Source organism: Pseudomonas sp. TWP3-1 (assembly GCF_049896625.1).
Classification (GTDB): Bacteria; Pseudomonadota; Gammaproteobacteria; order Pseudomonadales; family Pseudomonadaceae; genus Aquipseudomonas.
The window spans coordinates 47,135-71,191 of sequence record NZ_JAFCUQ010000010.1; the positions used below are offsets into that span (position 1 = coordinate 47,135).

Annotated in this window: 22 protein-coding genes; 15 read left to right on the forward strand and 7 right to left on the reverse strand. The window is 59.2% G+C overall.

All coding sequences use genetic code 11. From position 1 onward, the window contains the following. Positions 1–139: 139 nt before the first annotated feature. Positions 140–835: an HAD-IA family hydrolase gene (locus tag ACP7BN_RS15380; RefSeq protein ID WP_426205203.1), complete on the forward strand. Its 696-nt coding sequence runs from the start codon at positions 140–142 to the stop codon at positions 833–835. 76 nt (positions 836–911) lie between these two features. Here the strand turns inward: ACP7BN_RS15380 and ACP7BN_RS15385 are convergent, their stop codons facing one another. Beyond that, entirely contained in the window at positions 912–1,658 is a 747-nt protein-coding gene (locus ACP7BN_RS15385) for a 3-oxoacyl-ACP reductase family protein (protein WP_420648828.1), read from the reverse strand. Between the two features lie 126 nt (positions 1,659–1,784). On the opposite strand from ACP7BN_RS15385, the gene ACP7BN_RS15390 reads away from it, so the two are divergent. After that, positions 1,785–2,708: a LysR family transcriptional regulator gene (locus ACP7BN_RS15390; RefSeq protein ID WP_426205103.1), complete on the forward strand. Its 924-nt coding sequence runs from the start codon at positions 1,785–1,787 to the stop codon at positions 2,706–2,708. Positions 2,709–2,732: 24 nt separating this feature from the next. On the opposite strand, the gene ACP7BN_RS15395 is transcribed toward ACP7BN_RS15390, so the two are convergent. After that, positions 2,733–3,473, reverse strand: a complete 741-nt coding sequence (locus ACP7BN_RS15395) for a phosphoadenylyl-sulfate reductase (RefSeq protein ID WP_420648826.1) — start codon at positions 3,471–3,473, stop codon at positions 2,733–2,735. A gap of 162 nt (positions 3,474–3,635) precedes the next feature. Here ACP7BN_RS15395 and thrH point away from each other — a divergent pair, with 162 nt between their 5' ends. Next, positions 3,636–4,253, forward strand: a complete 618-nt coding sequence (gene thrH, locus ACP7BN_RS15400) for a bifunctional phosphoserine phosphatase/homoserine phosphotransferase ThrH (protein ID WP_426205104.1) — start codon at positions 3,636–3,638, stop codon at positions 4,251–4,253. A gap of 108 nt (positions 4,254–4,361) precedes the next feature. Here thrH and pabB read toward each other — a convergent pair whose 3' ends face one another. Genes pabB through ACP7BN_RS15420 form a run of 4 tightly spaced genes read right to left on the reverse strand, consistent with a single transcriptional unit; the run spans position 4,362 to position 8,777 of the window. Continuing rightward, the gene (gene pabB, locus ACP7BN_RS15405) at positions 4,362–5,705 is read right to left on the reverse strand and encodes an aminodeoxychorismate synthase component I (RefSeq protein WP_426205105.1); all 1,344 of its coding nucleotides are present in this window, start codon (positions 5,703–5,705) and stop codon (positions 4,362–4,364) included. Between the two features lie 8 nt (positions 5,706–5,713). Then, on the reverse strand, positions 5,714–6,700 hold the full coding sequence (locus ACP7BN_RS15410) for an alpha-L-glutamate ligase-like protein (protein ID WP_426205106.1): 987 nt from the start codon (positions 6,698–6,700) through the stop codon (positions 5,714–5,716). After that, on the reverse strand, positions 6,700–8,235 hold the full coding sequence (locus ACP7BN_RS15415) for an inactive transglutaminase family protein (RefSeq protein WP_420648822.1): 1,536 nt from the start codon (positions 8,233–8,235) through the stop codon (positions 6,700–6,702). Before ACP7BN_RS15415 ends, ACP7BN_RS15410 begins: the two co-directional genes overlap by 1 nt. Positions 8,236–8,240: 5 nt before the next feature. Further along, positions 8,241–8,777: an ATP-dependent zinc protease gene (locus ACP7BN_RS15420; protein WP_426205107.1), complete on the reverse strand. Its 537-nt coding sequence runs from the start codon at positions 8,775–8,777 to the stop codon at positions 8,241–8,243. A 292-nt stretch (positions 8,778–9,069) separates the two neighbouring features. Here ACP7BN_RS15420 and ACP7BN_RS15425 point away from each other — a divergent pair, with 292 nt between their 5' ends. From ACP7BN_RS15425 to prpF, 5 genes are all read left to right on the forward strand, one after another. Next, positions 9,070–9,789, forward strand: coding sequence for a GntR family transcriptional regulator (locus ACP7BN_RS15425; RefSeq protein WP_426205204.1), 720 nt, complete (start codon positions 9,070–9,072; stop codon positions 9,787–9,789). Continuing rightward, positions 9,786–10,676, forward strand: a complete 891-nt coding sequence (gene prpB / locus ACP7BN_RS15430) for a methylisocitrate lyase (protein WP_426205108.1) — start codon at positions 9,786–9,788, stop codon at positions 10,674–10,676. Before ACP7BN_RS15425 ends, prpB begins: the two co-directional genes overlap by 4 nt. A 42-nt stretch (positions 10,677–10,718) precedes the next feature. Beyond that, positions 10,719–11,846: a bifunctional 2-methylcitrate synthase/citrate synthase gene (prpC, locus tag ACP7BN_RS15435; protein ID WP_426205109.1), complete on the forward strand. Its 1,128-nt coding sequence runs from the start codon at positions 10,719–10,721 to the stop codon at positions 11,844–11,846. A 207-nt stretch (positions 11,847–12,053) separates the two neighbouring features. Continuing rightward, entirely contained in the window at positions 12,054–14,648 is a 2,595-nt protein-coding gene (acnD, locus tag ACP7BN_RS15440; protein ID WP_426205110.1) for a Fe/S-dependent 2-methylisocitrate dehydratase AcnD, read from the forward strand. Between the two features lie 56 nt (positions 14,649–14,704). Then, positions 14,705–15,895, forward strand: coding sequence for a 2-methylaconitate cis-trans isomerase PrpF (prpF, locus tag ACP7BN_RS15445; RefSeq protein WP_426205111.1), 1,191 nt, complete (start codon positions 14,705–14,707; stop codon positions 15,893–15,895). A 120-nt stretch (positions 15,896–16,015) separates the two neighbouring features. On the opposite strand, the gene ppsR is transcribed toward prpF, so the two are convergent. Next, complete coding sequence (gene ppsR / locus ACP7BN_RS15450) at positions 16,016–16,834, reverse strand: posphoenolpyruvate synthetase regulatory kinase/phosphorylase PpsR (protein WP_007951980.1); 819 nt, start codon at positions 16,832–16,834, stop codon at positions 16,016–16,018. Positions 16,835–17,008: 174 nt separating this feature from the next. Here ppsR and ppsA point away from each other — a divergent pair, with 174 nt between their 5' ends. From ppsA to sigX, 7 genes are all read left to right on the forward strand, one after another. Further along, the gene (ppsA, locus tag ACP7BN_RS15455; RefSeq protein ID WP_420648816.1) at positions 17,009–19,384 is read left to right on the forward strand and encodes a phosphoenolpyruvate synthase; all 2,376 of its coding nucleotides are present in this window, start codon (positions 17,009–17,011) and stop codon (positions 19,382–19,384) included. A gap of 94 nt (positions 19,385–19,478) precedes the next feature. Then, positions 19,479–20,468 carry an alpha/beta fold hydrolase gene (locus tag ACP7BN_RS15460; protein ID WP_426205112.1) on the forward strand — a complete coding sequence of 330 codons (990 nt, stop codon included), beginning with the start codon at positions 19,479–19,481 and terminating at the stop codon, positions 20,466–20,468. Between the two features lie 195 nt (positions 20,469–20,663). After that, entirely contained in the window at positions 20,664–21,155 is a 492-nt protein-coding gene (gene rraA / locus ACP7BN_RS15465; RefSeq protein ID WP_420648814.1) for a ribonuclease E activity regulator RraA, read from the forward strand. Positions 21,156–21,180: 25 nt separating this feature from the next. After that, positions 21,181–22,176: a zinc transporter ZntB gene (locus tag ACP7BN_RS15470; protein WP_426205113.1), complete on the forward strand. Its 996-nt coding sequence runs from the start codon at positions 21,181–21,183 to the stop codon at positions 22,174–22,176. A 63-nt stretch (positions 22,177–22,239) separates the two neighbouring features. Continuing rightward, a complete protein-coding gene (locus ACP7BN_RS15475) occupies positions 22,240–22,488 on the forward strand; it encodes a CrfX protein (protein ID WP_420648812.1) in 249 nt (82 codons plus the stop codon). A 2-nt stretch (positions 22,489–22,490) separates the two neighbouring features. Continuing rightward, positions 22,491–23,315, forward strand: a complete 825-nt coding sequence (locus ACP7BN_RS15480; protein WP_007916401.1) for a mechanosensitive ion channel family protein — start codon at positions 22,491–22,493, stop codon at positions 23,313–23,315. Between the two features lie 90 nt (positions 23,316–23,405). Then, positions 23,406–23,996, forward strand: a complete 591-nt coding sequence (gene sigX, locus ACP7BN_RS15485) for an RNA polymerase sigma factor SigX (protein ID WP_420648811.1) — start codon at positions 23,406–23,408, stop codon at positions 23,994–23,996. Positions 23,997–24,057: the final 61 nt, after the last annotated feature.

The following is a 24,057-nucleotide window of genomic DNA, read 5'->3' on the forward strand; positions in this document are numbered from 1 at the left end:
CGACTGGTTTAAACCAAACAGCAGAGATTGCCCGTTGCCCAATGGCGATCACGCTCGTTATGCTGCTGAACCCTTTAATCAGATCCGTGCTGCTGCCTCAACGGCGCGGGGCTGGATGACATTGCTGACGGATCCGATGATGAATGCACCGCTGAAGGCGTTCGGCCCGATCAAGGCCGTGATTTTCGATATGGACGGTTTGCTGCTGGACACCGAGGGCATCTACACCGAGGTCACGTCGATGATTGCGGCGCGGTACGGACGCACCTTCGACTGGAGCATCAAGCAGAACATCATTGGCCGTGGCGCAGGTGATCTGGCGCGCTACGTGGTTGAGGCGCTGGATCTGCCGATCACGGCTGAAGAGTTTCTGGTGATCCGCGAACCGTTGATGCGCGAGCGTTTTCCCACTGCCCAGGCGATGGCGGGGGCAGAGGAACTGGTGCGTCACCTCAAGGCGCACAACATTCCGATTGCGGTCGGCACCAGTTCATCGCGTCAGTCGTTCGCTCAGAAAACCACGTTGCACCGCGAGTGGTTTGCGCTGTTCGACTTCATCGTGACGGCGGATGACCCGGAGGTTGGCGCAGCCAAACCGGCGCCGGATATCTTCCTGACGGCTGCCCGGCGTTTGGGTGTGGCGCCGGAAGATTGTCTGGTGTTCGAGGACTCGCCATTCGGCGTGACGGCGGCCAAAGCGGCAGGCATGACCGCCATCGCGATTCCTGATGCGGCGATGGCCGATGAAAAATACGCACACGCCGACGGGATTCTTCGTACGTTGAAAGCGTTCACTCCAAGTGCCTGCGGATTGCCGGCGCTGGATTGGGCCTGACGTAACCGTAAGCAAAAAAACGCCGCCCCTCCATAAAGGAAGGGCGGCGTTTTTCATTCTGCAGACTCAAAAACTGTCAGGCGCCGAAACCCCCGTCGATGGTCAGGCTGGCACCGGTGATGTAGCCGGCTTCAGGGCCTGCCAGGTAGGCGACGAAGCTGGCGATTTCTTCAGCCTTGCCGTAACGGCCGACCGCCATCAGCGGTATCAGGCTGTCGGCGAACTCGCCGTGGGCCGGGTTCATGTCGGTGTCGACCGGGCCGGGCTGCACGTTGTTGATGGTGATGCCGCGTGGGCCGAGATCGCGTGCCAGGCCTTTGGTCAGCCCAACCAGTGCCGATTTGCTCATCGCATACACACTGCCACCACCGAAGGGCATGCGATCGGCGTTGGTGCTGCCGATATTGATGATGCGCGCGCCTTCGCCCATGTGCTTGGCGGCCTCCTGGGAAGCGATGAACACGCTGCGTACGTTGATCGCCAGGGTCTGATCGAAGTCTTCCAGTTTGAAATCTTCCAGCGGCGCGATGGCGAGGATGCCTGCGTTGTTGACCAGGATATCGAGGCGGCCAAAGGCTTCAACGGTGGCAGCCACGGCGCTGCGGATGGCATCGGCGTTGGCACTGTCGGCCTTGATTGCGAGGGCTTTGCCGCCGTTGCCGGTGATGCTGTTCTGCAGTTCCTGAGCCTTGGCGTCGGAGCTTACATAAGTGAAGGCCACTGCTGCGCCTTCGGCGGCCAGACGTTTGACGATGGCGGCGCCGATGCCGCGAGAGCCGCCTTGAATCAGAGCGACTTTACCGCTGAGGTTTTGAGTGGTCATGTGCGATCTCCAGAAATTTCAAGGCAGGCTGCCTTGGTGTCGGAGTCGAGTATCTGCCGCCAGCCAGCAACCGTGTAGCCCGAGGTTGCTATAGTCTGTGTAAACCAGAAGTTTATAGTGGCGACCATGGAAACATTCAGTAGTATCGAATGCTTCGTCCGCAGTGCCGAGGTCGGCAGCTTCGCCGAAGCCGCCAGACGCCTCAGTCTGACTCCGGCAGCGGTCGGCAAAAGCGTGGCGAAACTCGAAGCACGTCTTGGCGTAAGGCTGTTTCAGCGCAGTACCCGCAGTTTGACGCTGACCGAGGCCGGGCAACTATTTTTGAGCGAGGTCAGCGCCAGCCTCACCACGATCCAGAATGCTGTGGCGAATCTGGCCAGCGCCGAAGGGCAACCGGCGGGTACGTTGAAAGTCAGCATGGGCACGGTGTTTGGGCGGCTGTACATCGTGCCGCTGCTTGGGGAGTTCCTGCGGCGCTTCCCGGCGATCAACCCGGACTGGCATTTCGATAACCGTCAGGTGGATCTTATCGGGCAGGGTTTTGATGCGGCGATTGGCGGCGGATTTGAGCTGCCGCAAGGCGTGGTCGCGCGCAAGCTGACTCCGGCGCATAGGGTATTGGTGGCGTCTCGCGAATATCTGGATAGCCACCCGGCAATTAATCAGCCGGAGGACCTGAAGGATCACGACGGTATTCTGATCCGCTCACCGCAAACCGGCCGCGTGCGCTCGTGGCAGTTGAGCGATCGCAAGCAACAACACAGCCCCTTGATCCTGCGAGTGCGAATGACCATGAGCGATTCCGAGGCCGCTTGCGCCACGGCGGCGCAGGGCTTGGGCATTGCGTTAGTAAGCATGCCGTTTGCCGTTGGTTATCTGGACACCGGGCGTTTACAGCGAGTGTTGCCGGACTGGTACGTCGACGATGGCAACATCTCGATCTATTACGCGGAGCACAAATTGCTGCCCGGCAAAACTCGAGCATTTGTCGATTTCGTCATCGAGCAGTTTGCCGAGCAGGGACTGGCCAAACGCTTCAGTGCAGTCTGAACCCGGCTTGAAACCGGGTGTTGGCTAAGCCTTGGATTTGCCGATGATGTTCCCGGCGTGCAGCCCACACTCTTTTTGCGTGGCTTCTTCCCACCACCAGCGACCTTCGCGCTCGTGCTGGTTTGGCAGCACCGGGCGGGTGCAGGGTTCGCAGCCGATGCTGATAAAGCCGCGCTCATGCAGGCTGTTGTACGGCAGCTCAAGCATGCGGATGTAGCCCCAGATTTCCTCGCTGGTCATCTGCGCCAACGGGTTGAACTTGTACAGCGTGCGTTCCGGAGTCGAGAACGCAGTGTCGATTTCCAGTACCGCTACCGCGCTGCGGGTGCCCGGGCTCTGGTCACGGCGCTGGCCAGTAGCCCAGGCTTTGACGCCGGACAGTTTACGGCGCAGCGGCTCGATCTTGCGGATCCCGCAGCATTCGCCGTGGCCGTCCTTGTAGAAACTGAACAGGCCTTTTTCCTTCACGAACGGTTCGAGTTTTGTGTAGTCCGGCGACACCAATTCGATGTCGATCTTGTAGTGCTCGCGCACCTGATCGATGAAGCGGTAGGTCTCCGGGTGCAGGCGCCCGGTGTCGAGACTGAAGACTTTGACGTTCTTGTTGAGCTTCCAGGCCATGTCCACCAGCACCACATCCTCGGCGCCGCTGAAAGATATCCACAACTCGTCACCGAACTCGGCGAAGGCCAGTTTGAGGATGTCTTGCGCGGATTTGTTGGCATAGGTCGTGGCGAGTTCCACGACGTCGAACGTTGGGCTCATCAGGGCGGCTTCCTACAGGTCGGTGGCGCTGGGCGCTCTATATGGCGGCGATGTTAACAAAAAGTCGCGTTGGCCGGGGCGTGCTGTGCGTTGCACGGGCCGGGTCGAGCCGCTAGAGTTCGGGCTCGCTCGACTCAATAAACATTACAAACGGAGTGTCCTGTGGAAATTGCCTGTCTTGATCTTGAAGGGGTGTTGGTGCCGGAAATCTGGATCGCCTTCGCCGAGAAAACCGGAATCGAATCCCTCAAGGCCACCACCCGGGATATTCCCGATTACGATGTTCTGATGCAGCAGCGCCTGCGCATCCTCGACGAACACGGCTTGAAACTCTCGGACATTCAGGAAGTGATCGCCACGCTCAAGCCGCTGGATGGCGCGGTGGAGTTCGTCAACTGGCTGCGCGAGCGCTTTCAGGTGGTGATTCTATCGGACACCTTCTACGAATTTTCCCAACCGCTGATGCGTCAGCTGGGCTTCCCGACCTTGCTTTGTCATCGTCTGATTACGGACGACAGCGGGCGGGTCACCAGCTATCAACTGCGTCAGAAAGATCCGAAGCGCCAGTCAGTGTTGGCGTTCAAAAGCCTGTATTACCGGGTGATTGCCGCGGGCGATTCCTACAACGACACGAGCATGCTCGGTGAAGCGGATGCGGGGATTCTGTTTCATGCGCCGGACAATGTGATTCGCGAGTTTCCGCAGTTCCCGGCGGTGCATACCTTTGCCGAGTTGAAGCAGCAATTCATCAAAGCCTCGAACCGCAATCTGAGTCTCTAATCACTTTCTGTGGCGAGGGAGCTTGCTCCCGCTCGGCTGCGTAGCAGTCGCACAAATTCTGGGGGCGCTTCGCACCCCAGCGGGAGCAAGCTCCCTCGCCACAGTTAATTAAAGGGTGTGCAGGGTTTGCAGGAGGATCTTCACTTTGGTGATCGATTCCTGATATTCGGCTTGCCAGTCGGAATCGGCCACAATCCCGCCACCGCCCCAGCAACATACCTGCCCATCCTTGACCAGCAAACTGCGAATCGCGATGGAGCTGTCCATCTCGCCGCGCACGTCCAGATACAGTAACGAACCGCAGTACAACCCGCGCCGGGTCGGCTCTAGCTCGTCGATGATCTGCATCGCCCGAATCTTCGGTGCGCCGGTGATCGAACCGCCGGGAAAGCTGCCGGCGATCAGGTCCAGCGCATCGCGGTCATCGGCCAGTTCGCCGGTCACGCTGCTGACCAGGTGATGCACGTTCGGATAACTTTCCAGACTGAACAACTCCGGCACCCGCACCGAACCGATGCGGCAAGTGCGCCCAAGGTCGTTGCGCAACAGATCGACGATCATCAGGTTTTCGGCGCGATCCTTGGGGCTGGCCAGTAACTCGGCGGCATTGGTGGCGTCTTCGGCAGGCGTCAGACCGCGTGGGCGAGTGCCCTTGATTGGGCGGGTTTCGACCTGGCGCTGGCTGACTTTGACGAAGCGCTCGGGGGACAGGCTCAACACTGCGCCGCCGTCGGGCAGGCTCTGGAAACCGGAGAAGGGTGTTGGGCACGCCGCGCGCAATGCGCAATAGGCCAGCCATGGATCACCTTGGCACTGGGCGCGAAAGCGTTGTGCGAAGTTGACCTGGTAGCAATCGCCGGCCTGAATGTAATGCTGAATGCGCTCGAAGGCCTGGCGGTATTCATCTGCCGACAAATCGGCCGTCATCGGACTATTTAACGAAAAAGGTGCCGAAGCCTCTGTCGTCAATTGAGTGAACAGATCAATCAGCCGGCGCTGCTCGTCGGCACTCACTGAAGGATGAAACACCAATTGGCTGGTCGCCAAAAGGTGATCCGAGATCAACGCCCAGTCATGCAGCCCGAACCGCGCATCCGGCAGTTGCAGATCATCCCGCGCCTCGCTCGGCAGATGTTCCAGATGCCGACCGAAGTCGTAACTCAGATAGCCGATCAGACCGCCAGCGAATGGCAGTTCATAACCGTCGGGCAAATCCGCTTCGCCCAAACGGGTCAGGTTTTCGCGCAGGCGTTGCAGGAAAAGACTGCCGCTTTCGTCTGGCAGAACTGCGAGCTGTTCCAGCGGCCAGGCGCTAAGCAAATCATAACGGCCACGTTCTGCGCTCGGCCGGCCGCTGTCGAGCAGCACTGCGCCAGGGGCATGACGGATTGCCGCGAAGTAGTCGGCGGGGTTGGCGCGGTAGGGTAGGGGGTGTACGGAACAGGTCGGCATGTTCGGGATCAACCCTCGACCGCCGGAATATGCCCAAACAATTCCTGCGCAAACGCCACACGCTCCTCAACCGTCTCTGACACCCCACGCGCCTTCAACTCTTCCAGACGCGCTTCAACCGCATGCGTACGCAACGTCAGCCCGCAATCGTTGGCGATCTGAATATTCAGCCCCGGCCGCGCATTCAGCTCAAGAATCAGCGGGCCTTTTTCCTGATCCAGCACCATGTCCACGCCGATATACCCCAACCCGCACAGCTCGTAGCAGCCCGCAGCGAGTTTCATGAAGCCGTCCCAGTAGGGCAGTTGCACACCGTCTACCGCGTTGGTGGTGTCCGGGTGTTTGGTGATGATGTTGTTCAGCCAGGTGCCGCGCAGGGTCAGGCCGGTGGCCAGGTCAACGCCGACACCGATCGCGCCTTGGTGCAGGTTGGCCTTGCCGCCGGACTGGCGAGTCGGCAAGCGCAGCATGGCCATCACCGGATAGCCCATCAGCACGATGATGCGGATGTCCGGCACGCCTTCATAGCTGATGCTTTTGAAGATCTGGTCCGGGGTCACGCGGTATTCGATCAGTGCGCGGTCGCGGTGTCCGCCCAGTGAATACAGGCCGGTGAGGATGCTTGAGATGTGATGTTCAAGCTCTTCGTGGGCAAGGATCTTGCCCGAGATCGTGCGATAGCGGCCCTCGAAACGGTCGGCGATCACGATGATGCCGTCGCCGCCCGCGCCTTGGGCCGGTTTGATCACGAAGTCGCTGCGCGCGCCGATGATCTCGTCGAGCTTGTCGATTTCCTTCTCGGTGGAAATCACGCCGTACAGTTCCGGCACATGAATGCCGGCCTTGATCGCGCGCTCCTTGGTGATGATCTTGTCATCGACAATCGGGTACAGACTGCGTTTGTTGTACTTGAGCACGTAGTCCGCGTTACGCCGATTGATGCCCATGATGCCCCGGGCTTCCAGGGCCTTCCAGGTCTTCCAGAAACCGAACATCAGGCGTCAGCCTTCTTCAGGAAAGCCTTGAAGCGCACCAGTTCGGTCAGGCGATAACCGCGATAGCGACCCATTGCCAGCATGAAGCCCACCAGAATCAGCAGGATCGCCGGGAAGGTAAACACGAAGTACACCAGCTCCGGCACGCTCATGATGAGGTGCGCCAGCGACGCCGCGAACAGCGTGCCGATCGCCACTTTCATCGCATGTCCGGCACCGCGTTCTTCCCAGGTGATCGACAGGCGTTCGATGGTCATGGTCAGAATCACCATCGGGAACAGCGCCACCGACAGACCGCGTTCCAGACCAAGCTTGTGACTAAAGAGACTGATCGCCGCGATCAACACCACGACAAAGGTCAACACCACCGAGAGTCGCGGCAGCATTTGCAGCTTCAGATGTTCCAGATACGAACGTAACGACAGCCCCAGTGCGGTAATCACGGTAAACAGCAGAATGCCGAACCCGAGTTGCGTCTCGCGGAAGGCCAGGGCGATCAACACCGGGGTGAACGTGCCCAAGGTCTGCAGGCCGATCAGGTTGCGCAGGATCAGGATCACCAGCACGCCAATCGGGATCATCACCATGATCATGAAGGTCTGCTGGGTTTGCAGCGGCAGTCCGTACAGCGAGTAATCGAGGAAGTTGGCGTCGGTGTTTTCGTCGGTCAGCTTGGCCAGACGAATCGCGTTCATCTCGCTGTTGTTCAGGCTGAAGGTCACGTTGGCTTTTTTGCCGCCGTCGACGGTGATCAGGTTTTCGTCGCCGGTCCACCACAGCAGGCGGTCGGTCGGCAGGCCTTGCTCACCGGTTTCCGGGTTGAAGTACAACCAGTCGGCGCCATTGAAGCTGCGCAGCCACAGTTCCGGGGTTTGCGGCTGATCGGCGACCAGACGCAGGGTGTGGACTTTTTCTACCGGTACGTGGGCGATCGATAGCAGCAATTCGACGATCTTGGCTTTGTGCGCGGTGGACGGATCGCCGGCCAGCAGCAGTTTCACGTTATCGTCGTTGAGATTGTTGACGCGTTTGATCGCTTCGCCGATGAAGGTTTCGACGTCGGCGGAGTGCTGGCGGATCGGCGCGAGCAGGGCTTCGGCGGCGATTTTTTCCGCGCCTTCGATGACCATGCTGTCGCGGAAGGTCGGGCCTTTGATCTTGGTTTTTTCAGCGGTGTAGCGCTTGGTCAGCACCAGACGGTAATACAGCGTCTGATTGCCCTTGGCACGCCGCGCTGACCACGTCACCTTGCGGTTGCCGTCAACCCGGTTGACCGCTACTCCGTAATTGTTCGAGATGAAGCTTTCATTGAGGCTGACGTAGTCGCGACTCAGGGGCGGCACGAACATCTGGATCTTCACCGGATCCTTGGTGCTGGCGACGAACTCGACTTTGGCGTCGATGTTCCACAAGTCGTCGGTGGCGTCTTCGGTCACCGGGATGCCGAGCACGAAAATCTGATAGGCCGTAACCGAAACGCCGAGCAGCACCAGAATGGTGATCAGGATTTTCAGGTGGAAGGTTAGAGAACGCATGGAAATTACTCGGCGGTATGAGCGGCGATGGCGCAGGCAGGTTTGCCGGCAGCGTATTTAAGACTGGGATCGACCAGCGCGTCGAAGCGTTTCAGCGCTTCGGAGCCGATCAAAAGCGGATATTGGAACGCACTTCGGTCGGTCAGGTTCACTTCTATACTGCGCATTGCCGAACCCATGCAGATATCCAGCTCGATCACCGGACGAGCGGTGTACTTCTTGCCCTCTTCCGGATCGTAGTCGCCGGCGCGGCGCTTGATTTTGCTGACCCGTGCCAGCGGCCGTTCGAGCGGGTGCGAATGCGCGGCGTCGATGGCCAGATAGAAGCGTACCCACGACTCGCCGTTGCGTTTGAAGCGTTTGATGTCGCGGGCGCTCAGTGAGGCGGTTTTGGCGCCGGTGTCGAGTTTGGCCGCGACTTGCAGATTGATACCGTCCAGCGCTGCGTATTCATTGAGGCCGTACACGGTTTTTTCCCCCGCCAAGGCGAGGCCGGGCAGGCAGAGCATATAAAAGAAGGTGGAGAAGGGCTTGAGTCTCATAAATCCTGGTGCGCAGCGTTCCGTTTCTCGGTGCAAGGCGTTGGGCAATGACTGCGCAAGCGCCTACGTGTGCCTATCAGCTTTTTATGACAAGCCGTGCAAATGACTGGCAAATGCGGGCGGCATTCTAGCACGGTGGTTTTATGGCGCCAGCCGCCGAGCGGGTCTATAACCCTTGGGGCTGAATCAGTGGCTTATTAGACGATTGTCGACAATGTGTATTTATCCTTTGACTGATTGGCATTGATTCGCTAGTTTTTGCCGCATTGGATTTCAAGGTGTCGACAATATGCTGGATCAACTCGATCCCCCGGTGATCAGCGGTGACGATTCCGAGACACTTTCGGAAAACGTCTTTCGGCGCATTCAGGCGGCCATCGTCAAAGGTGAAATCGCCCCGGGCAGCAAGATCTCCGAGCCGGAGCTGGCGCGTACCTACGGCATCAGCCGTGGGCCGCTGCGTGAGGCGATCCATCGTCTGGAAGGCCAGCGCTTGCTGGTGCGCGTACCGCACGTCGGCGCACGCGTGGTCTCGCTGAGCCATGCCGAATTGCTCGAACTCTACGAAATCCGCGAATCCCTTGAAGGCATGGCCTGCCGTCTGGCGGCGGAACGCATGACCGTCGAAGAAATCGACGAACTGCGCCGGGTCCTCGAAACCCACGAGCGCGATGCGGCGTTTCAGGCCGGCGTCGGTTATTACCAGCAGGAAGGCGATTTCGACTTTCATTACCGGATCATCCAGGGCAGCGGCAACCGCACCCTGACCCAGATGCTCTGCGGCGAGCTGTACCAACTGGTGCGCATGTACCGCATCCAGTTTTCCACCACGCCCAACCGTCCGCGTCAGGCCTTTGCCGAGCACCACCGGATTCTCGATGCCATCGCCGACCGTGACGGCGAGCTGGCCGAATTGTTGATGCGCCGGCACATCGGCGCTTCGAAACGCAATATCGCCCGTCATTATCAAGACGGCGCCAACCCGACAGTCACTGAACGAGGTGAGTCATGAGTTCCAACCAGAAAACTCCAGGCCAGCGTTTTCGCGATGCGGTCGCCAGCGAGCATCCGCTGCAAGTGGTCGGCGCGATCAACGCCAACCACGCATTGCTGGCCAAGCGCGCCGGTTTCAAAGCGATTTACCTGTCCGGTGGCGGGGTGGCCGCAGGCTCTCTCGGGGTGCCGGATCTGGGCATCACCGGCCTGGATGACGTGCTCACCGATGTGCGCCGCATCACCGACGTCTGCGATCTGCCGTTGCTGGTGGATGTCGATACCGGTTTCGGTTCCTCGGCGTTCAACGTCGCGCGCACTGTGAAGTCGATGATCAAGTTCGGCGCGGCGGCGATTCACATCGAGGATCAGGTCGGCGCCAAGCGTTGCGGCCATCGTCCTGGCAAAGAAATCGTCTCGCAGCAGGAAATGGTTGACCGCATCAAGGCGGCGGTCGATGCGCGCACCGATGACAGCTTCGTGATCATGGCCCGCACCGATGCGCTGGCGGTTGAAGGTCTCGAATCGGCACTCGATCGCGCTGCTGCGTGCATCGAGGCCGGTGCTGACATGATCTTCCCGGAAGCCATCACCGAGCTGGAGATGTACAAGCTGTTCGCCAGCCGCGTGAAAGCGCCGATTCTGGCCAACATCACCGAATTCGGCGCGACGCCGCTGTACACCACCGAGCAACTGGCCGGGGCCGATGTATCGCTTGTGTTGTACCCGCTGTCGGCGTTCCGCGCGATGAACAAGGCTGCGGAAAACGTCTACACCGCGATCCGCCGCGACGGTACGCAGCAGAATGTCATCGACACCATGCAGACTCGCATGGAGCTCTACGATCGCATCGATTACCACACGTTCGAGCAGAAGCTCGATGCGTTGTTTGCGGCGAAAAAATAAACGCCGCCAGCCTCCCTAACAAATTCAAGATTGGAGAAAACAATGGCCGAAGCAAAAGTACTCAGTGGCGCCGGGCTCCGGGGCCAGGTTGCCGGGCAAACCGCTCTGTCGACCGTGGGCCAGGCTGGTGCCGGGCTGACCTATCGCGGCTATGACGTGCGCGAACTGGCCGCAGATGCGCAGTTCGAAGAAGTGGCGTACCTGCTGCTGTACGGCGAACTCCCTAGCAAAACCCAGCTCGCCGACTACCAGCAAAGACTCGGCAAGCTGCGCGATCTGCCGCAAGCGCTGAAAGAAGTGCTTGAGCGCATTCCCGCCGACGCCCACCCGATGGACGTGATGCGCACCGGTTGCTCCTTCCTTGGCAACATCGAACCGGAGCAAGACTTCTCCGAGCAACTGGACAAGACCGACCGCCTGCTGGCCGCGTTCCCGGCGATCATGTGCTACTGGTATCGCTTCAGTCACGATGGCAAACGCATCAATTGCGTCAGCGATGAACCAACCATCGGCGGCCACTTTCTGCACTTGCTGCACGACAAGAAGCCGAGCGAACTGCACGTCAAAGTGATGAACGTGTCGTTGATCCTCTACGCCGAACACGAATTCAACGCTTCGACCTTCACTGCCCGGGTGTGCGCTTCGACGTTGTCTGATCTGTATTCCTGCGTAACGGCGGCCATCGGCTCGCTACGCGGCCCGCTGCATGGCGGCGCCAACGAAGCGGCGATGGAAATGATCGAGCGCTTTTCGTCGCCGGACGAGGCGATCAAAGGCACCCTCGGCATGCTCGAGCGCAAAGACAAGATCATGGGCTTCGGCCACGCGATCTATAAGGACAGCGATCCACGCAACGAAGTGATCAAGGGCTGGGCGAAAAAGCTTTCCGATGAAGTCGGGGACAAGGTGCTGTTCGCGGTTTCCGAAGCGATCGACAAGACCATGTGGGAGCAGAAGAAACTCTTCCCCAACGCCGATTTCTACCACGCCTCGACGTACCACTTCATGGGCATCCCGACCAAGCTGTTCACGCCGATCTTCGTCTGCTCGCGCCTGACCGGCTGGGCCGCACACGTGTTCGAACAGCGCGCCAACAACCGCATCATCCGCCCGAGCGCCGAATACGTCGGCGTCGAACAGCGCAAGTTCGTGCCAATCGAACGTCGCTGAATGGTGAGGGCCCAGCACTGATCTCGAAGTTCACCGAAAAAAACTGTGGGAGCTGGCTTGCCAGCGATAGCGGTGGGTCAGTCAGCATCGATGCTGGATGTGACTCAGTCATCGCTGGCAAGCCAGCTCCCACAGGGTTCGATGGGAATTTCAGGATTGGCGTCAGGCCCCAACCTTTTTGTTATCACCGTGACCGAGTCCCGACCGATGAACACAGAATTCCGCAAGAACCTGCCCGGTACCCCTCTGGATTACTTCGACGTCCGTGCGGCGGTCGATGCGATTCAGCCCGGCGCCTACGACACCCTGCCGTACACCTCGCGCGTGCTGGCGGAAAACCTCGTGCGGCGTTGCGATCCGGCCACGCTGACCGAGTCCCTGAAACAATTCATCGAACGCAAGCGCGACCTGGATTTCCCGTGGTTCCCGGCTCGCGTGGTGTGCCACGACATTCTTGGGCAGACCGCATTGGTCGACCTCGCCGGTCTGCGCGATGCTATCGCCTTGCAGGGCGGTGACCCGGCGCAAGTCAATCCGGTGGTGCCGACCCAGTTGATCGTCGACCACTCGCTGGCAGTCGAGGCCGGCGGTTTTGACGCGCAAGCCTTCGAGAAAAACCGCGCCATCGAAGACCGTCGCAACGAAGACCGTTTCCACTTCATCAACTGGACGAAGAAGGCCTTCAAGAATGTCGATGTGATCCCGCCGGGCAACGGCATCATGCACCAGATCAACCTGGAGAAAATGTCTCCGGTGATCCAGGTGCGCGACGGCGTGGCGTTCCCGGATACCTGCGTCGGCACCGATAGCCACACCCCGCACGTCGATGCACTGGGCGTAATCGCGATTGGCGTTGGCGGCCTCGAAGCCGAGAGCGTGATGCTCGGCCGCGCGTCGTGGATGCGTCTGCCGGAAAGCGTCGGTGTTGAACTGACCGGCAAGTTGCAACCGGGCATCACCGCCACCGACATGGTGCTGGCGCTGACCGAATACCTGCGTAAGCAGAAAGTCGTCGGCGCATGGCTGGAATTCTTCGGCGAAGGCGCCGCCGCGCTGACCCTCGGCGACCGCGCGACCATCTCCAACATGGCCCCGGAATACGGCGCTACGGCGGCGATGTTTTACATCGACCAGCAAACCATCGACTACCTGAAACTTACCGGTCGCGAAGACCAACAAGTGCAGCTCGTCGAGCATTACGCGAAGACTACTGGCCTGTGGGCCGACAGCCTGAAAGGCGCGCAATACGAGCGCGGCCTGACTTTCGATCTGTCGTCGGTCGTGCGCAACATGGCCGGCCCGAGCAACCCGCACGCCCGCGTCGCGACCAGCGATCTGGCGGCCAAAGGCATCTCCGGTCAATGGGATGAAGTGCCGGGGCAAATGCCCGACGGCGCGGTAATCATCGCCGCCATCACCAGTTGCACCAACACCAGCAACCCGCGCAACGTGATCGCCGCCGGGCTGATCGCGCGTAACGCCAATCGACTCGGACTGACGCGCAAACCGTGGGTCAAGTCGTCGCTGGCGCCGGGTTCGAAAACCGTGGCGCTGTACCTTGATGAAGCGGGGCTGACCACTGAGCTGGAGCAGCTTGGTTTCGGCATCGTCGCGTTTGCCTGCACCACTTGCAACGGCATGTCCGGTGCGCTCGATCCAGTGATCCAGCAGGAAATCATCGACCGCGATCTGTACGCCACCGCCGTACTCTCGGGTAACCGCAACTTCGACGGGCGGATTCATCCGTACGCCAAGCAAGCGTTCCTCGCTTCGCCACCATTGGTGGTCGCTTACGCGATTGCCGGCACCATCCGTTTCGACATCGAAAAAGACGTGCTCGGCGTGGTCGATGGCAAGGAAATCCGCCTGAAAGACATTTGGCCGAGCGACGAAGAAATCGACGCCGTGGTCAAATCCTCGGTCAAGCCGGAGCAGTTCCGTCAGGTCTACATCCCGATGTTTGCCATCCACGAAGACACCGGCCCGAAGGTCGCGCCGCTGTACGATTGGCGCGAAATGAGCACCTACATCCGCCGTCCGCCGTACTGGGAAGGCGCGTTGGCCGGCGCACGTCCGCTCAAAGGCATGCGCCCGCTGGCGGTGCTGCCGGACAACATCACCACCGATCACCTGTCGCCCTCCAACGCGATCATGCTCGACAGCGCCGCCGGCGAATACCTGGCGAAAATGGGCCTGCCGGAAGAGGACTTCAACTCTTACGCAACGCACCGTGGCGACCACCTGACCGCGCAGCGCGCGACCTTTGCCAACCCGAAACTGTTCAATGAAATGGTCGTGGAAAACGGCAAGGTCAAACAGGGTTCGCTCGCCCGTGTCGAGCCGGAAGGCCAGGTAATGCGCATGTGGGAAGCCATCGAAACCTACATGGAGCGCAAGCAACCGCTGATCATCATTGCCGGCGCTGACTACGGCCAGGGTTCCTCCCGCGACTGGGCGGCCAAAGGCGTGCGCCTGGCCGGGGTGGAAGCGATTGCCGCCGAAGGTTTCGAGCGCATTCACCGCACCAACCTGGTGGGCATGGGCGTGTTGCCGCTGGAGTTCAAAGCGGGCACCGATCGCCATACGTTGGCCATCGACGGCACTGAAACCTACGACGTGATCGGTGAGCGCAAGCCGCGTGCGGATCTGACGCTGGTGATCGACCGCAAGAACGGCGAGCGCGTCGATGTGCCGGTCACCTGCCGCCTCGATACCGCCGAAGAAGTGTCGATCTACGAAGCCGGCGGCGTGTTGCAGCGCTTTGCTCAGGACTTCCTCGAAGAGTCGGCAGTTGCCTTTTAAAACAATTTAAGCGACCAAAGGATGATGAATCCTTTGGTCGCTTTAAAGGAGCAGTCATGGCTCACGCAGCACAAATCAAAATCCCCGCCACTTATATGCGTGGCGGCACCAGCAAAGGCGTGTTTTTCAGCCTGAAAGATCTGCCTGAAGCCGCACAGGTCGCAGGCCCGGCCCGCGATGCTTTGTTATTGCGCGTGATCGGCAGCCCCGATCCGTACGACAAACAGATCGACGGCATGGGCGGTGCGACATCGAGCACCAGCAAAACCGTGATCCTGTCGAAAAGCACCAAGGCTGATCACGATGTCGATTACCTGTTCGGTCAGGTCTCCATCGACAAACCGTTCGTGGACTGGAGCGGCAACTGCGGCAACCTGTCGGCAGCGGTTGGTTCGTTTGCCATCAGCAACGGTCTGGTGGATGCCGAGCGCATTCCGCACAACGGCGTCGCCGTGGTCCGGGTGTGGCAGGCCAACATTGGAAAAACCATCATTGCGCACGTGCCGATCACCAACGGTGAAGTGCAGGAAACCGGTGATTTCGAGCTCGACGGCGTGACCTTTCCTGCGGCTGAAGTGCAGGTCGAATTCATCGACCCGGCGGCGGAAGAAGAGGGCGGCGCCGGTTCGATGTTTCCCACCGGCAACCTGATCGACGATCTGCAAGTGCCCGGTGTCGGCACCTTCAAGGCAACCATGATCAACGCCGGTATTCCGACGATTTTCGTCAACGCTGAAGACATCGGCTACACCGGCACCGAACTGCAAGGCGCGATCAACGGTGACCTGAAAGCGCTGGCGATGTTTGAAACCATTCGGGCTCACGGCGCATTGCGCATGGGCCTGATTTCCGATCTCAACGAAGCGGCCAAACGGCAACACACGCCGAAAGTCGCATTCGTCGCCAAGCCTGCGGATTACGTGGCCTCCAGCGGGAAGGCGATTGCGGCGGGGGATGTAGATCTGCTGGTGCGCGCCTTGTCGATGGGCAAGCTGCATCACGCGATGATGGGCACGGCGGCTGTGGCGATTGGCACGGCGGCGGCGATTTCCGGCACGTTGGTGAATCTGGCGGCTGGCGGGGTTGAGCGCAGTGCGGTGCGCTTTGGGCATCCGTCGGGAACGTTACGGGTTGGCGCCGAAGCGACTCTGGAAAACGGCGAGTGGAGCGTAAAGAAAGCCATCATGAGCCGCAGCGCGCGGGTTTTGATGGAAGGTTTCGTGCGCGTCCCCGGCGATTCCTTCTGACACAACACATCCCGTGTAGGAGCTGCCGCAGGCTGCGATCTTTTGATCTTGTTTTTTGAAGATCAAAAGATCGTCCGAACGCGGCCCGAGCCTTCGGCAGCTCCTACAGGGACGCGGGGGTTATTTGAAGCGCCGCTCGACGCCTTTCTCCACCAGAATCTTTGCCGATATCTCCTCCACCGAAAAATGCGTGGAATTGATGTTCGGGATGTTCTCGCGGCGGAACAGGTTTTCCACTTCGCGCACTTCGAATTCGCACTGGGCGTAGCTCGAATAGCGGCTGTTGGGTTTGCGTTCGTTGCGGATCGCGGTCAGGCGATCCGGGTCGATGGTCAGGCCGAACAGTTTGTGCTGGTGCGCGCGCAGGGCGGCCGGCAGTTGCAGGCGTTCCATGTCGTCTTCGGTCAGCGGGTAGTTGGCCGCGCGGATGCCGAATTGCATGGCCATGTACAGGCACGTCGGCGTCTTACCACAACGCGACACGCCCACTAGTATCAGGTCGGCCTTGTCGTAATAGTGGGTGCGGGCGCCGTCATCGTTGTCGAGGGCGAAGTTCACCGCCTCGATGCGCTCCATATAGTTGGAGTTGTGGCCGATCGAATGCGACTTGCCGACGGTGTAGGAAGAATGCTCGGTCAGTTCCTGCTCGAGCGGGGCGAGGAAGGTCGAGAAGATGTCGATCATGAAACCATTGGACGTTGCGAGAATCTCACGAATGTCCTGATTGACGATGGTGTCGAAGATGATCGGCCGGAAGCCGTCGGTTTCGGCGGCTTTGTTGATTTGTTGTACCATGGCCCGCGCTTTTTCCACGCTGTCGATGTACGGTCGCGTGAATTTGCTGAAGGTAATGTTTTCGAACTGCGCCAGGAGGCTTTGACCCAGGGTTTCGGCAGTAATGCCGGTGCCATCGGAGATAAAGAAAGCAGATCGTTTCATTTGCACCTTGGGCCTTAAGCTAATAGTCAATCTTGGATATGATAGGCGCGATTTGCCGGCCGCCATTGGCCAGCATTCTCACTTATTTTCCAGGTCCAGGCCATACAACCGGCCAACGCTCCCCCGAGCAGCCGGTTTCTGAGCTTTTCCAACACAGTTAGTGGAGAGATCACCTTGGTAGAGTACGTAGTTTCCCTCGATAAGCTCGGCAAACACGATGTTGAGCATGTGGGGGGCAAGAACGCATCCCTGGGCGAGATGATCAGCAACCTGGCCGGCGCCGGTGTTTCGGTCCCCGGCGGCTTCGCCACCACCGCGCAGGCCTATCGTGACTTCCTGGAACTGAGCGGTCTGAACCAGCAGATCCACGACGCGCTCGACGCCCTCGACGTTGACGACGTCAACGCCCTGGCCAAGACCGGTGCGCAGATCCGTCAATGGATCATGGACGCCGAATTCCCTGAAAAGCTCAACGCCGAGATCCGCACCGCGTTCGCCGCGCTGTCGGCCGGCAATCCTGACATGGCCGTGGCCGTGCGCTCTTCCGCCACCGCCGAAGACTTGCCGGACGCATCCTTCGCCGGTCAGCAGGAAACCTTCCTGAACATTCGTGGCGTGGAAAACGTTATCCGCGCTGCCAAAGAGGTGTTCGCCTCCTTGTTCAACGACCGTGCTATCTCCTACCGCGTGCATCAGGGCTTCGACCATAAACTGGTCGCCCTGTCTGCTGGCGTGCAGCGCATGGTGCGGTCGGAAACCGGTACCGCCGGCGTGATGTTCACCCTTGACACCGAATCCGGTTTCCGTGACGTGGTGTTCATTACCGGCGCTTACGGTCTGGGCGAAACCGTTGTGCAAGGCGCGGTGAACCCGGACGAATTCTATGTCCACAAAGGCACGCTGGAAGCCGGTCGTCCGGCGATCCTGCGCCGTAATCTGGGCAGCAAAGCGATCAAGATGATCTACGGCGAAGTCGCCACGGCCGGTAAATCGGTCAAGACCATCGACGTCGATAAGGCTGATCGCGCACGTTTCTGTCTGTCCGACGCTGAAGTCAGCGAGCTGGCCAAGCAAGCGATGATCATCGAGAAGCACTACGGCTGCCCGATGGACATCGAGTGGGCCAAGGACGGTGATGACGGCAAGCTGTACATCGTGCAGGCGCGTCCGGAAACCGTGAAAAGCCGCACCCAGGCCAACGTCATGGAACGTTACCTGCTGAAAGAAACCGGCACTGTGCTGGTGGAAGGTCGTGCAATTGGCCAGCGCATCGGCGCGGGCAAGGTGCGGATCATCAAGGACGTCTCGGAAATGGACAAAGTCCAGCCGGGCGACGTGCTGGTTTCCGACATGACCGACCCGGACTGGGAACCGGTCATGAAGCGCGCCAGCGCCATCGTCACCAACCGTGGCGGCCGTACCTGCCACGCGGCGATCATCGCCCGTGAACTGGGCATCCCGGCAGTCGTGGGTTGCGGCAACGCCACTCAGTTGCTCAAAGATGGCCAGGGCGTGACTGTTTCCTGCGCTGAAGGCGACACCGGTTACATCTTCGAAGGCGAGCTGGGCTTCGACATCAAGAAGAACTCCGTGGACGCCATGCCGGATCTGCCGTTCAAGATCATGATGAACGTCGGCAACCCGGATCGCGCCTTCGACTTCGCGCAGTTGCCGAACGCCGGTGTGGGCCTGGCCCGCCTGGAGTTCATCATCAACCGCATGATCGGCGTGCACCCGAAAGCACTGCTGAACTACGACGGTCTGCCGCAGGAAATCAAGGACAGCGTCGACAAGCGCATCGCCGGTTACGACGATCCGGTCGGCTTCTATGTCGATAAACTGGTCGAAGGTATCAGCACCCTGGCCGCTGCGTTCACCCCGAAAAAGGTCATCGTGCGTCTGTCGGACTTCAAGTCCAACGAATACGCCAACCTGATCGGCGGCAAGCTCTACGAGCCGGAAGAAGAAAACCCGATGCTGGGCTTCCGTGGCGCTTCGCGTTACATCAGCGAATCGTTCCGTGACTGCTTCGAACTCGAGTGCCGTGCGCTGAAACGTGTGCGCAACGAGATGGGCCTGACCAACGTCGAAATCATGGTGCCGTTCGTTCGAACCTTGGGCGAAGCCAGCCAGGTTGTTGATCTGCTGGCAGAGAACGGCTTGAAGCGCGGCGAGAACGGTCTGCGCGTGATCATGATGTGCGAACTGCCATCCAACGCGATTCTGGCGGAAGAATTCCTCGAATTCTTCGACGGTTTCTCGATCGGCTCCAACGATCTGACTCAACTCACGCTGGGTCTGGATCGCGACTCCGGGATCATCGCGCACCTGTTCGACGAGCGTAATCCAGCGGTCAAGAAGCTGCTGTCGAACGCGATTCAGGCGTGCAACAAGGCTGGCAAGTACATCGGCATCTGCGGTCAGGGTCCTTCGGACCACCCGGATCTGGCGCGCTGGCTGATGGAGCAGGGCATCGAAAGCGTGTCGCTGAACCCGGATTCCGTGCTGGAAACCTGGTTCTTCCTGGCTGAGGGTCAGGCTCAGGCTTGATCGGTGAGTGAAGCGGCCGGTCACTGACCGGTCGCTTTATGATTGAAACAGGGCGGGCTCCTCTGGACGCCGCCCTTTTTTGTGCAAGAGCATTATGCAAAGCAGCAGCAACCTATTTCCTGTCGCCCTGATCAGCGCCGAGCGGCGCGGCGATCTGAGCGAAGATGTGTATCGCCTGAAGCCGGGCAACAGCCCCGACTGGTCGGTGGAAATCGCCGTGACCCGTCTGGGCATGGCCGATGAATCGCTGGCGCGCGGCGTGCCGGTGATTCTGCTGCATGGCAGTTTTTCCAATCGACGCTTCTGGTTTTCGCCCAAGGGCTTGGGTCTCGGCGCTTATCTGGCGCGGCTGGGCTACGACGTGTGGATTCCGGAAATGCGCGGGCATGGCTTGTCCCAGCGCAACCAGAACTACCGCAAAAACCGCGTCGCCGATTACGCGCGCTACGATCTGCCGGCGATTGCTGCGTTTGTGCGCGAGCAGAGTGGGCAGATTCCGCACTGGATCGGTCACTCGCTGGGCGGCATCACGCTGGCTGCGGCGCTTGGCGGGGAATACCTCGGTGAGCCTGCGGTGGCGTCAGCGGCATTTTTCGGAACGCAGGTCAGCCGCACCTATTGGCCGCTGAAAATCCCGCCGGTGGAGTGGAGCGGGCGCTTCATTCTCAAGCGCTTTGCGCAACTCTCAGGTTCGCGGCTCAAGCGTGGCCCGGAGGACGAGCCGATCGGTCTGGCGCTGGAAAGCATGCGCTGGTACGGCCTGTTCGGACGTTTCGGCGACAAGGACAAGGACTGGTGGGCGGGTCTGGCCGAGGTTCAGGTGCCGGTACTGGCAGTGAGCGCGGCGGGCGATCATCAGGATCCGACGTGGGCCTGCCAGAAACTGTTCGAGCAGATCGGCTCCGAGCATAAGCAGTTCATCAATCTTGGGCGCGAGCAGGGCTTCAAAGATAATTTTGGCCACGTCGAAATGCTGGTCAGCAAAGCCGCGCAGGCTGAGGTCTGGCCGTTGGTGGCGCGCTGGTTGGCTGATCAGCAGACACCGCTGTTGGCTGAGGCGGCCGGCCTGGCGAAAGCTGTTTGAACTGACGAAGGCATTTCGTTCAGGCTTGCTTGCGGCTAAGATATGACGGATTCAGTGGTTCTGGTCATTTTTAGTGGCCATTTGGCTATTACGTTTCAGCGTTTGTTCAGGTGCTGTCGGCGACCATGCCATGGGCTAAGGTGAACAGCGACCGTTCGACATCCTTGATCGTCTTCCTTTGACAGGAGTTTTTCGATGAACCATTACCTTACGCCTGACCTGTGCGATGCGTATCCGGAGCTGGTGCAGGTGCTGGAACCGATGTTCAGCAATTTCGGCGGCCGTGATTCCTTCGGCGGCGAGATCGTGACCATCAAATGCTTCGAGGATAACTCGCTGGTCAAAGAACAAGCGGAACTCAAGGGCAACGGCAAGGTGCTGGTGGTCGATGGCGGCGGTTCCCTGCGTCGCGCGCTGTTGGGCGACCTGATCGCCGAGAAGGCTGCGAAGAACGGCTGGGAAGGGCTGGTGATCTACGGTTGCATTCGCGATGTCGATGTCATCGCTCAGACCGATCTGGGCGTGCAGGCACTGGCCAGCCACCCGATGAAAACCGATAAACGCGGGATCGGCGACCTGAATGTCGCCGTGACGTTTGCCGGTGTGACGTTCCATCCGGGCCACTACATCTATGCGGATAACAATGGCGTGATCATCTCGCCAAGCCCGCTGCAAATGCCTGAATAAATCGCGGTAATCATTAGGGGTGAGGATGTTCGAGGAAGAAAACGCGCAATGGGGGCTGGTGCATGCCCTGGTGCTTGACGGTAAAGGCGGCGCGCGTTCGATAGCCCGGACTGATCTCGACGAGTTGCAACTGCAGGCCCACGAGAGCCTGTGGTTGCATTGGGATCGCAGTCACCCGCAAACCCAGACCTGGTTGCGTAAATCCAGTGGGCTAAATGAGTTCACCTGCGACCTGTTGCTGGAAGAAAACACCCGGCCACGCCTGTTGCCGCTGCCGGATTCCGAGCTTTTGCTGTTTTTGCGCGGGGTCAATTTGAACCCCGGCGCTGAGCCGGAAGACATGGTCTCGGTGCGCATTTTTGCCTCGGCGCAGCGAGTTATTTCCCTGCGTTTGCGCCCGTTGCGCGCAACCGATGAGTTGTTGGCGGATTTGGCAGAGGGCAAAGGCCCGAAAACGTCGTCTGAACTGATCCTGTATCTGGCGCAGTTCCTCACCAATAAAGTGCAGGACCTGGTGACTTGCCTCTCGGAAATCGCCGATGAGGAAGAAGAAAAGATGGATGCCGACGAACGGTATACCCCCGAGCATGGCTCGATTTTGCACATCCGTCGTCGGGCTGCCGGGCTGAAGCGTTTCCTCGCTCCGCAACGGGATATTTTTGGGCAAATGACGCGGATAAAACTGCCATGGTTTGTCGATGATGATGCCGACTACTGGAACGAATTGAACAACAGCCTGACGCGCTATCTCGAAGAGCTCGAATTGACCCGAGAGCGCGTGGGGCTTGTGCTGGAGGCCGAAGACCGGCGCTTGAGCGTGCGTATGAACCGCACCATGTACCGCTTCGGGATCATCACCGGGATCTTTTTGCCGATGAGTTTTCTCACCGGTCTGCTGGGCATCAATGTCGGCGGAATACCGTTCTCGGAAAGTCCCTACGGATTCATGGTGGCATGCCTGCTGATGGCCTCGGTGGCACTCGGGCAATGGTGGTTGTTCCGACGTTTGCGCTGGGTATGAATATGCAGCATGTGACCCGACCAAATTTGCCCGCGTCTTTCACAGACATCACGAGAGGTGCGTATGCACGATCCGTTTGAACAGTCTCTGCGCGACATGCTCAACGCCTCGCCGTCCGCTCGCGACGACGATGCGGCCCTGGGCCGCGTGCTCAAAACCGCCAACCGCCAGGTCGGCGCCGGTGATCTGTTCAGCCTGCTGGGCCGCTGGCTGCCCGCGCTGATGATCGCTTTGAATAATGGATCGGCGCATGTCTCGCCGGTTTCCCGTCTTCGTAAACCTGTTGCTCGCACCGCTGATAAGGCTGATTGAATATGGAACTTGATCTCTGGACTCAGAGCCTCGTCACTGCAATGACTGCGTTGTGGACCAAAGTCGCCAATTTCATCCCGAACCTGTTCGGCGCACTGGTGGTGCTGCTGTTGGGCTTCGTGGTGGCCAAGTTGCTCGACACGTTGCTGTCCAAATTGCTGGCCAAACTCGGTCTTGACCGCTTGATGGGCGGCACCGGTTTGACTAAATTAATGTCCCGTGCGGGGCTGCAAGTACCGATTTCGACGTTGATCGGAAAAATTGTGTATTGGTTCGTTCTGCTGATATTTTTGGTTTCTGCGGCAGAATCCCTTGGCCTTGAACGAGTTTCAGCTACGCTCGACATGCTGGCGTTGTATTTGCCGAAAGTTTTTGGCGCCGCGCTGGTGTTGTTGGTGGGTGTTCTGCTCGCACAATTGGCCAACGGGCTGGTGCGCGGGGCGGCAGAAGGCGTAGGGCTGGACTACGCTTCAGGACTTGGGCGAATTGCCCAGGGCCTGGTTATCATCATCAGCATCTCGGTCGCGATCAGTCAGCTTGAGGTCAAGACCGACCTGCTGAACCATGTGATTGTCATCGTTTTGATTACCGTTGGTCTGGCAGTTGCGCTGGCCATGGGCTTGGGAAGCCGGGAAATTGCCGGTCAGATTCTTGCGGGAATCTATGTGCGTGAGTTGTATCAGGTTGGGCAACAAGTGCGTGTTGGCGAGGTCGAAGGCCAGATCGAAGAGATCGGCACGGTTAAAACCACATTGCTGACCGATGAGGGTGAGCTAGTCTCTCTTTCCAATCGGATCCTGCTGGAACAGCATGTGAGTAGCCGCTAACCCGGCAAACCCTGCTAATGTATGCCGCCGCGAAATGCCAGCTGATGCTGGTTGCGGCGGACATTGACCTGACTGTCGGCACGACTTGTTTTGAATAAAGCCCATACGCTATCTACGCGCTACGACCCCCGCGAGCTCTCTGATGAGGAGTTGGTCGCGCGCTCGCACACCGAGCTGTTTCACGTGACGCGCGCCTATGAAGAGCTGATGCGGCGTTACCAACGAACATTATTTAACGTTTGTGCGCGATATCTTGGGAACGATCGCGACGCAGACGATGTCTGTCAGGAAGTGATGTTGAAGGTGCTGTACGGCTTGAAGAACTTCGAGGGGAAATCGAAGTTCAAAACCTGGCTGTACAGCATCACTTACAACGAATGCATCACGCAGTATCGGAAGGAACGGCGAAAGCGTCGCTTGATGGACGCATTGAGTCTTGACCCCCTCGAGGAAGCGTCTGAAGAGAAGACGCCGAACCCCGAGGACAAGGGCGGGCTTGATCGCTGGCTGGTGTATGTGAACCCGATTGACCGCGAAATTCTGGTGCTACGATTTGTCGCAGAGCTGGAGTTTCAGGAGATCGCAGACATCATGCACATGGGTTTGAGTGCGACAAAAATGCGTTACAAACGTGCTCTAGATAAATTGCGTGAGAAATTTGCAGGCATTGCTGAAACTTAGTTCGGCGCAAATATCTCTTACGTGTAGGCAAGTTCTGATAGACTTGCCGCCGAGTTGTCCC

Bases quoted from the DNA above. Each gene is read 5' to 3' on its own strand.
- prpB (WP_426205108.1), top strand. From the start codon at position 9,786: ATGAGTTCCAACCAGAAAACTCCAGGCCAGCGTTTTCGCGATGCGGTC.
- ACP7BN_RS15475 (WP_420648812.1), top strand. From the start codon at position 22,240: ATGCACGATCCGTTTGAACAGTCTCTGCGCGACATGCTCAACGCCTCG.
- ACP7BN_RS15390 (WP_426205103.1), top strand. From the start codon at position 1,785: ATGGAAACATTCAGTAGTATCGAATGCTTCGTCCGCAGTGCCGAGGTC.
- ACP7BN_RS15460 (WP_426205112.1), top strand. From the start codon at position 19,479: ATGCAAAGCAGCAGCAACCTATTTCCTGTCGCCCTGATCAGCGCCGAG.
- ppsR (WP_007951980.1), bottom strand. From the start codon at position 16,834: ATGAAACGATCTGCTTTCTTTATCTCCGATGGCACCGGCATTACTGCC.
- ACP7BN_RS15415 (WP_420648822.1), bottom strand. From the start codon at position 8,235: ATGCGTTCTCTAACCTTCCACCTGAAAATCCTGATCACCATTCTGGTG.
- ACP7BN_RS15380 (WP_426205203.1), top strand. From the start codon at position 140: ATGAATGCACCGCTGAAGGCGTTCGGCCCGATCAAGGCCGTGATTTTC.
- prpC (WP_426205109.1), top strand. From the start codon at position 10,719: ATGGCCGAAGCAAAAGTACTCAGTGGCGCCGGGCTCCGGGGCCAGGTT.
- ACP7BN_RS15480 (WP_007916401.1), top strand. From the start codon at position 22,491: ATGGAACTTGATCTCTGGACTCAGAGCCTCGTCACTGCAATGACTGCG.
- acnD (WP_426205110.1), top strand. From the start codon at position 12,054: ATGAACACAGAATTCCGCAAGAACCTGCCCGGTACCCCTCTGGATTAC.
- ACP7BN_RS15395 (WP_420648826.1), bottom strand. From the start codon at position 3,473: ATGAGCCCAACGTTCGACGTCGTGGAACTCGCCACGACCTATGCCAAC.
- prpF (WP_426205111.1), top strand. From the start codon at position 14,705: ATGGCTCACGCAGCACAAATCAAAATCCCCGCCACTTATATGCGTGGC.
- ACP7BN_RS15385 (WP_420648828.1), bottom strand. From the start codon at position 1,658: ATGACCACTCAAAACCTCAGCGGTAAAGTCGCTCTGATTCAAGGCGGC.
- ACP7BN_RS15470 (WP_426205113.1), top strand. From the start codon at position 21,181: ATGTTCGAGGAAGAAAACGCGCAATGGGGGCTGGTGCATGCCCTGGTG.
- rraA (WP_420648814.1), top strand. From the start codon at position 20,664: ATGAACCATTACCTTACGCCTGACCTGTGCGATGCGTATCCGGAGCTG.
- ACP7BN_RS15420 (WP_426205107.1), bottom strand. From the start codon at position 8,777: ATGAGACTCAAGCCCTTCTCCACCTTCTTTTATATGCTCTGCCTGCCC.
- ACP7BN_RS15410 (WP_426205106.1), bottom strand. From the start codon at position 6,700: ATGTTCGGTTTCTGGAAGACCTGGAAGGCCCTGGAAGCCCGGGGCATC.
- pabB (WP_426205105.1), bottom strand. From the start codon at position 5,705: ATGCCGACCTGTTCCGTACACCCCCTACCCTACCGCGCCAACCCCGCC.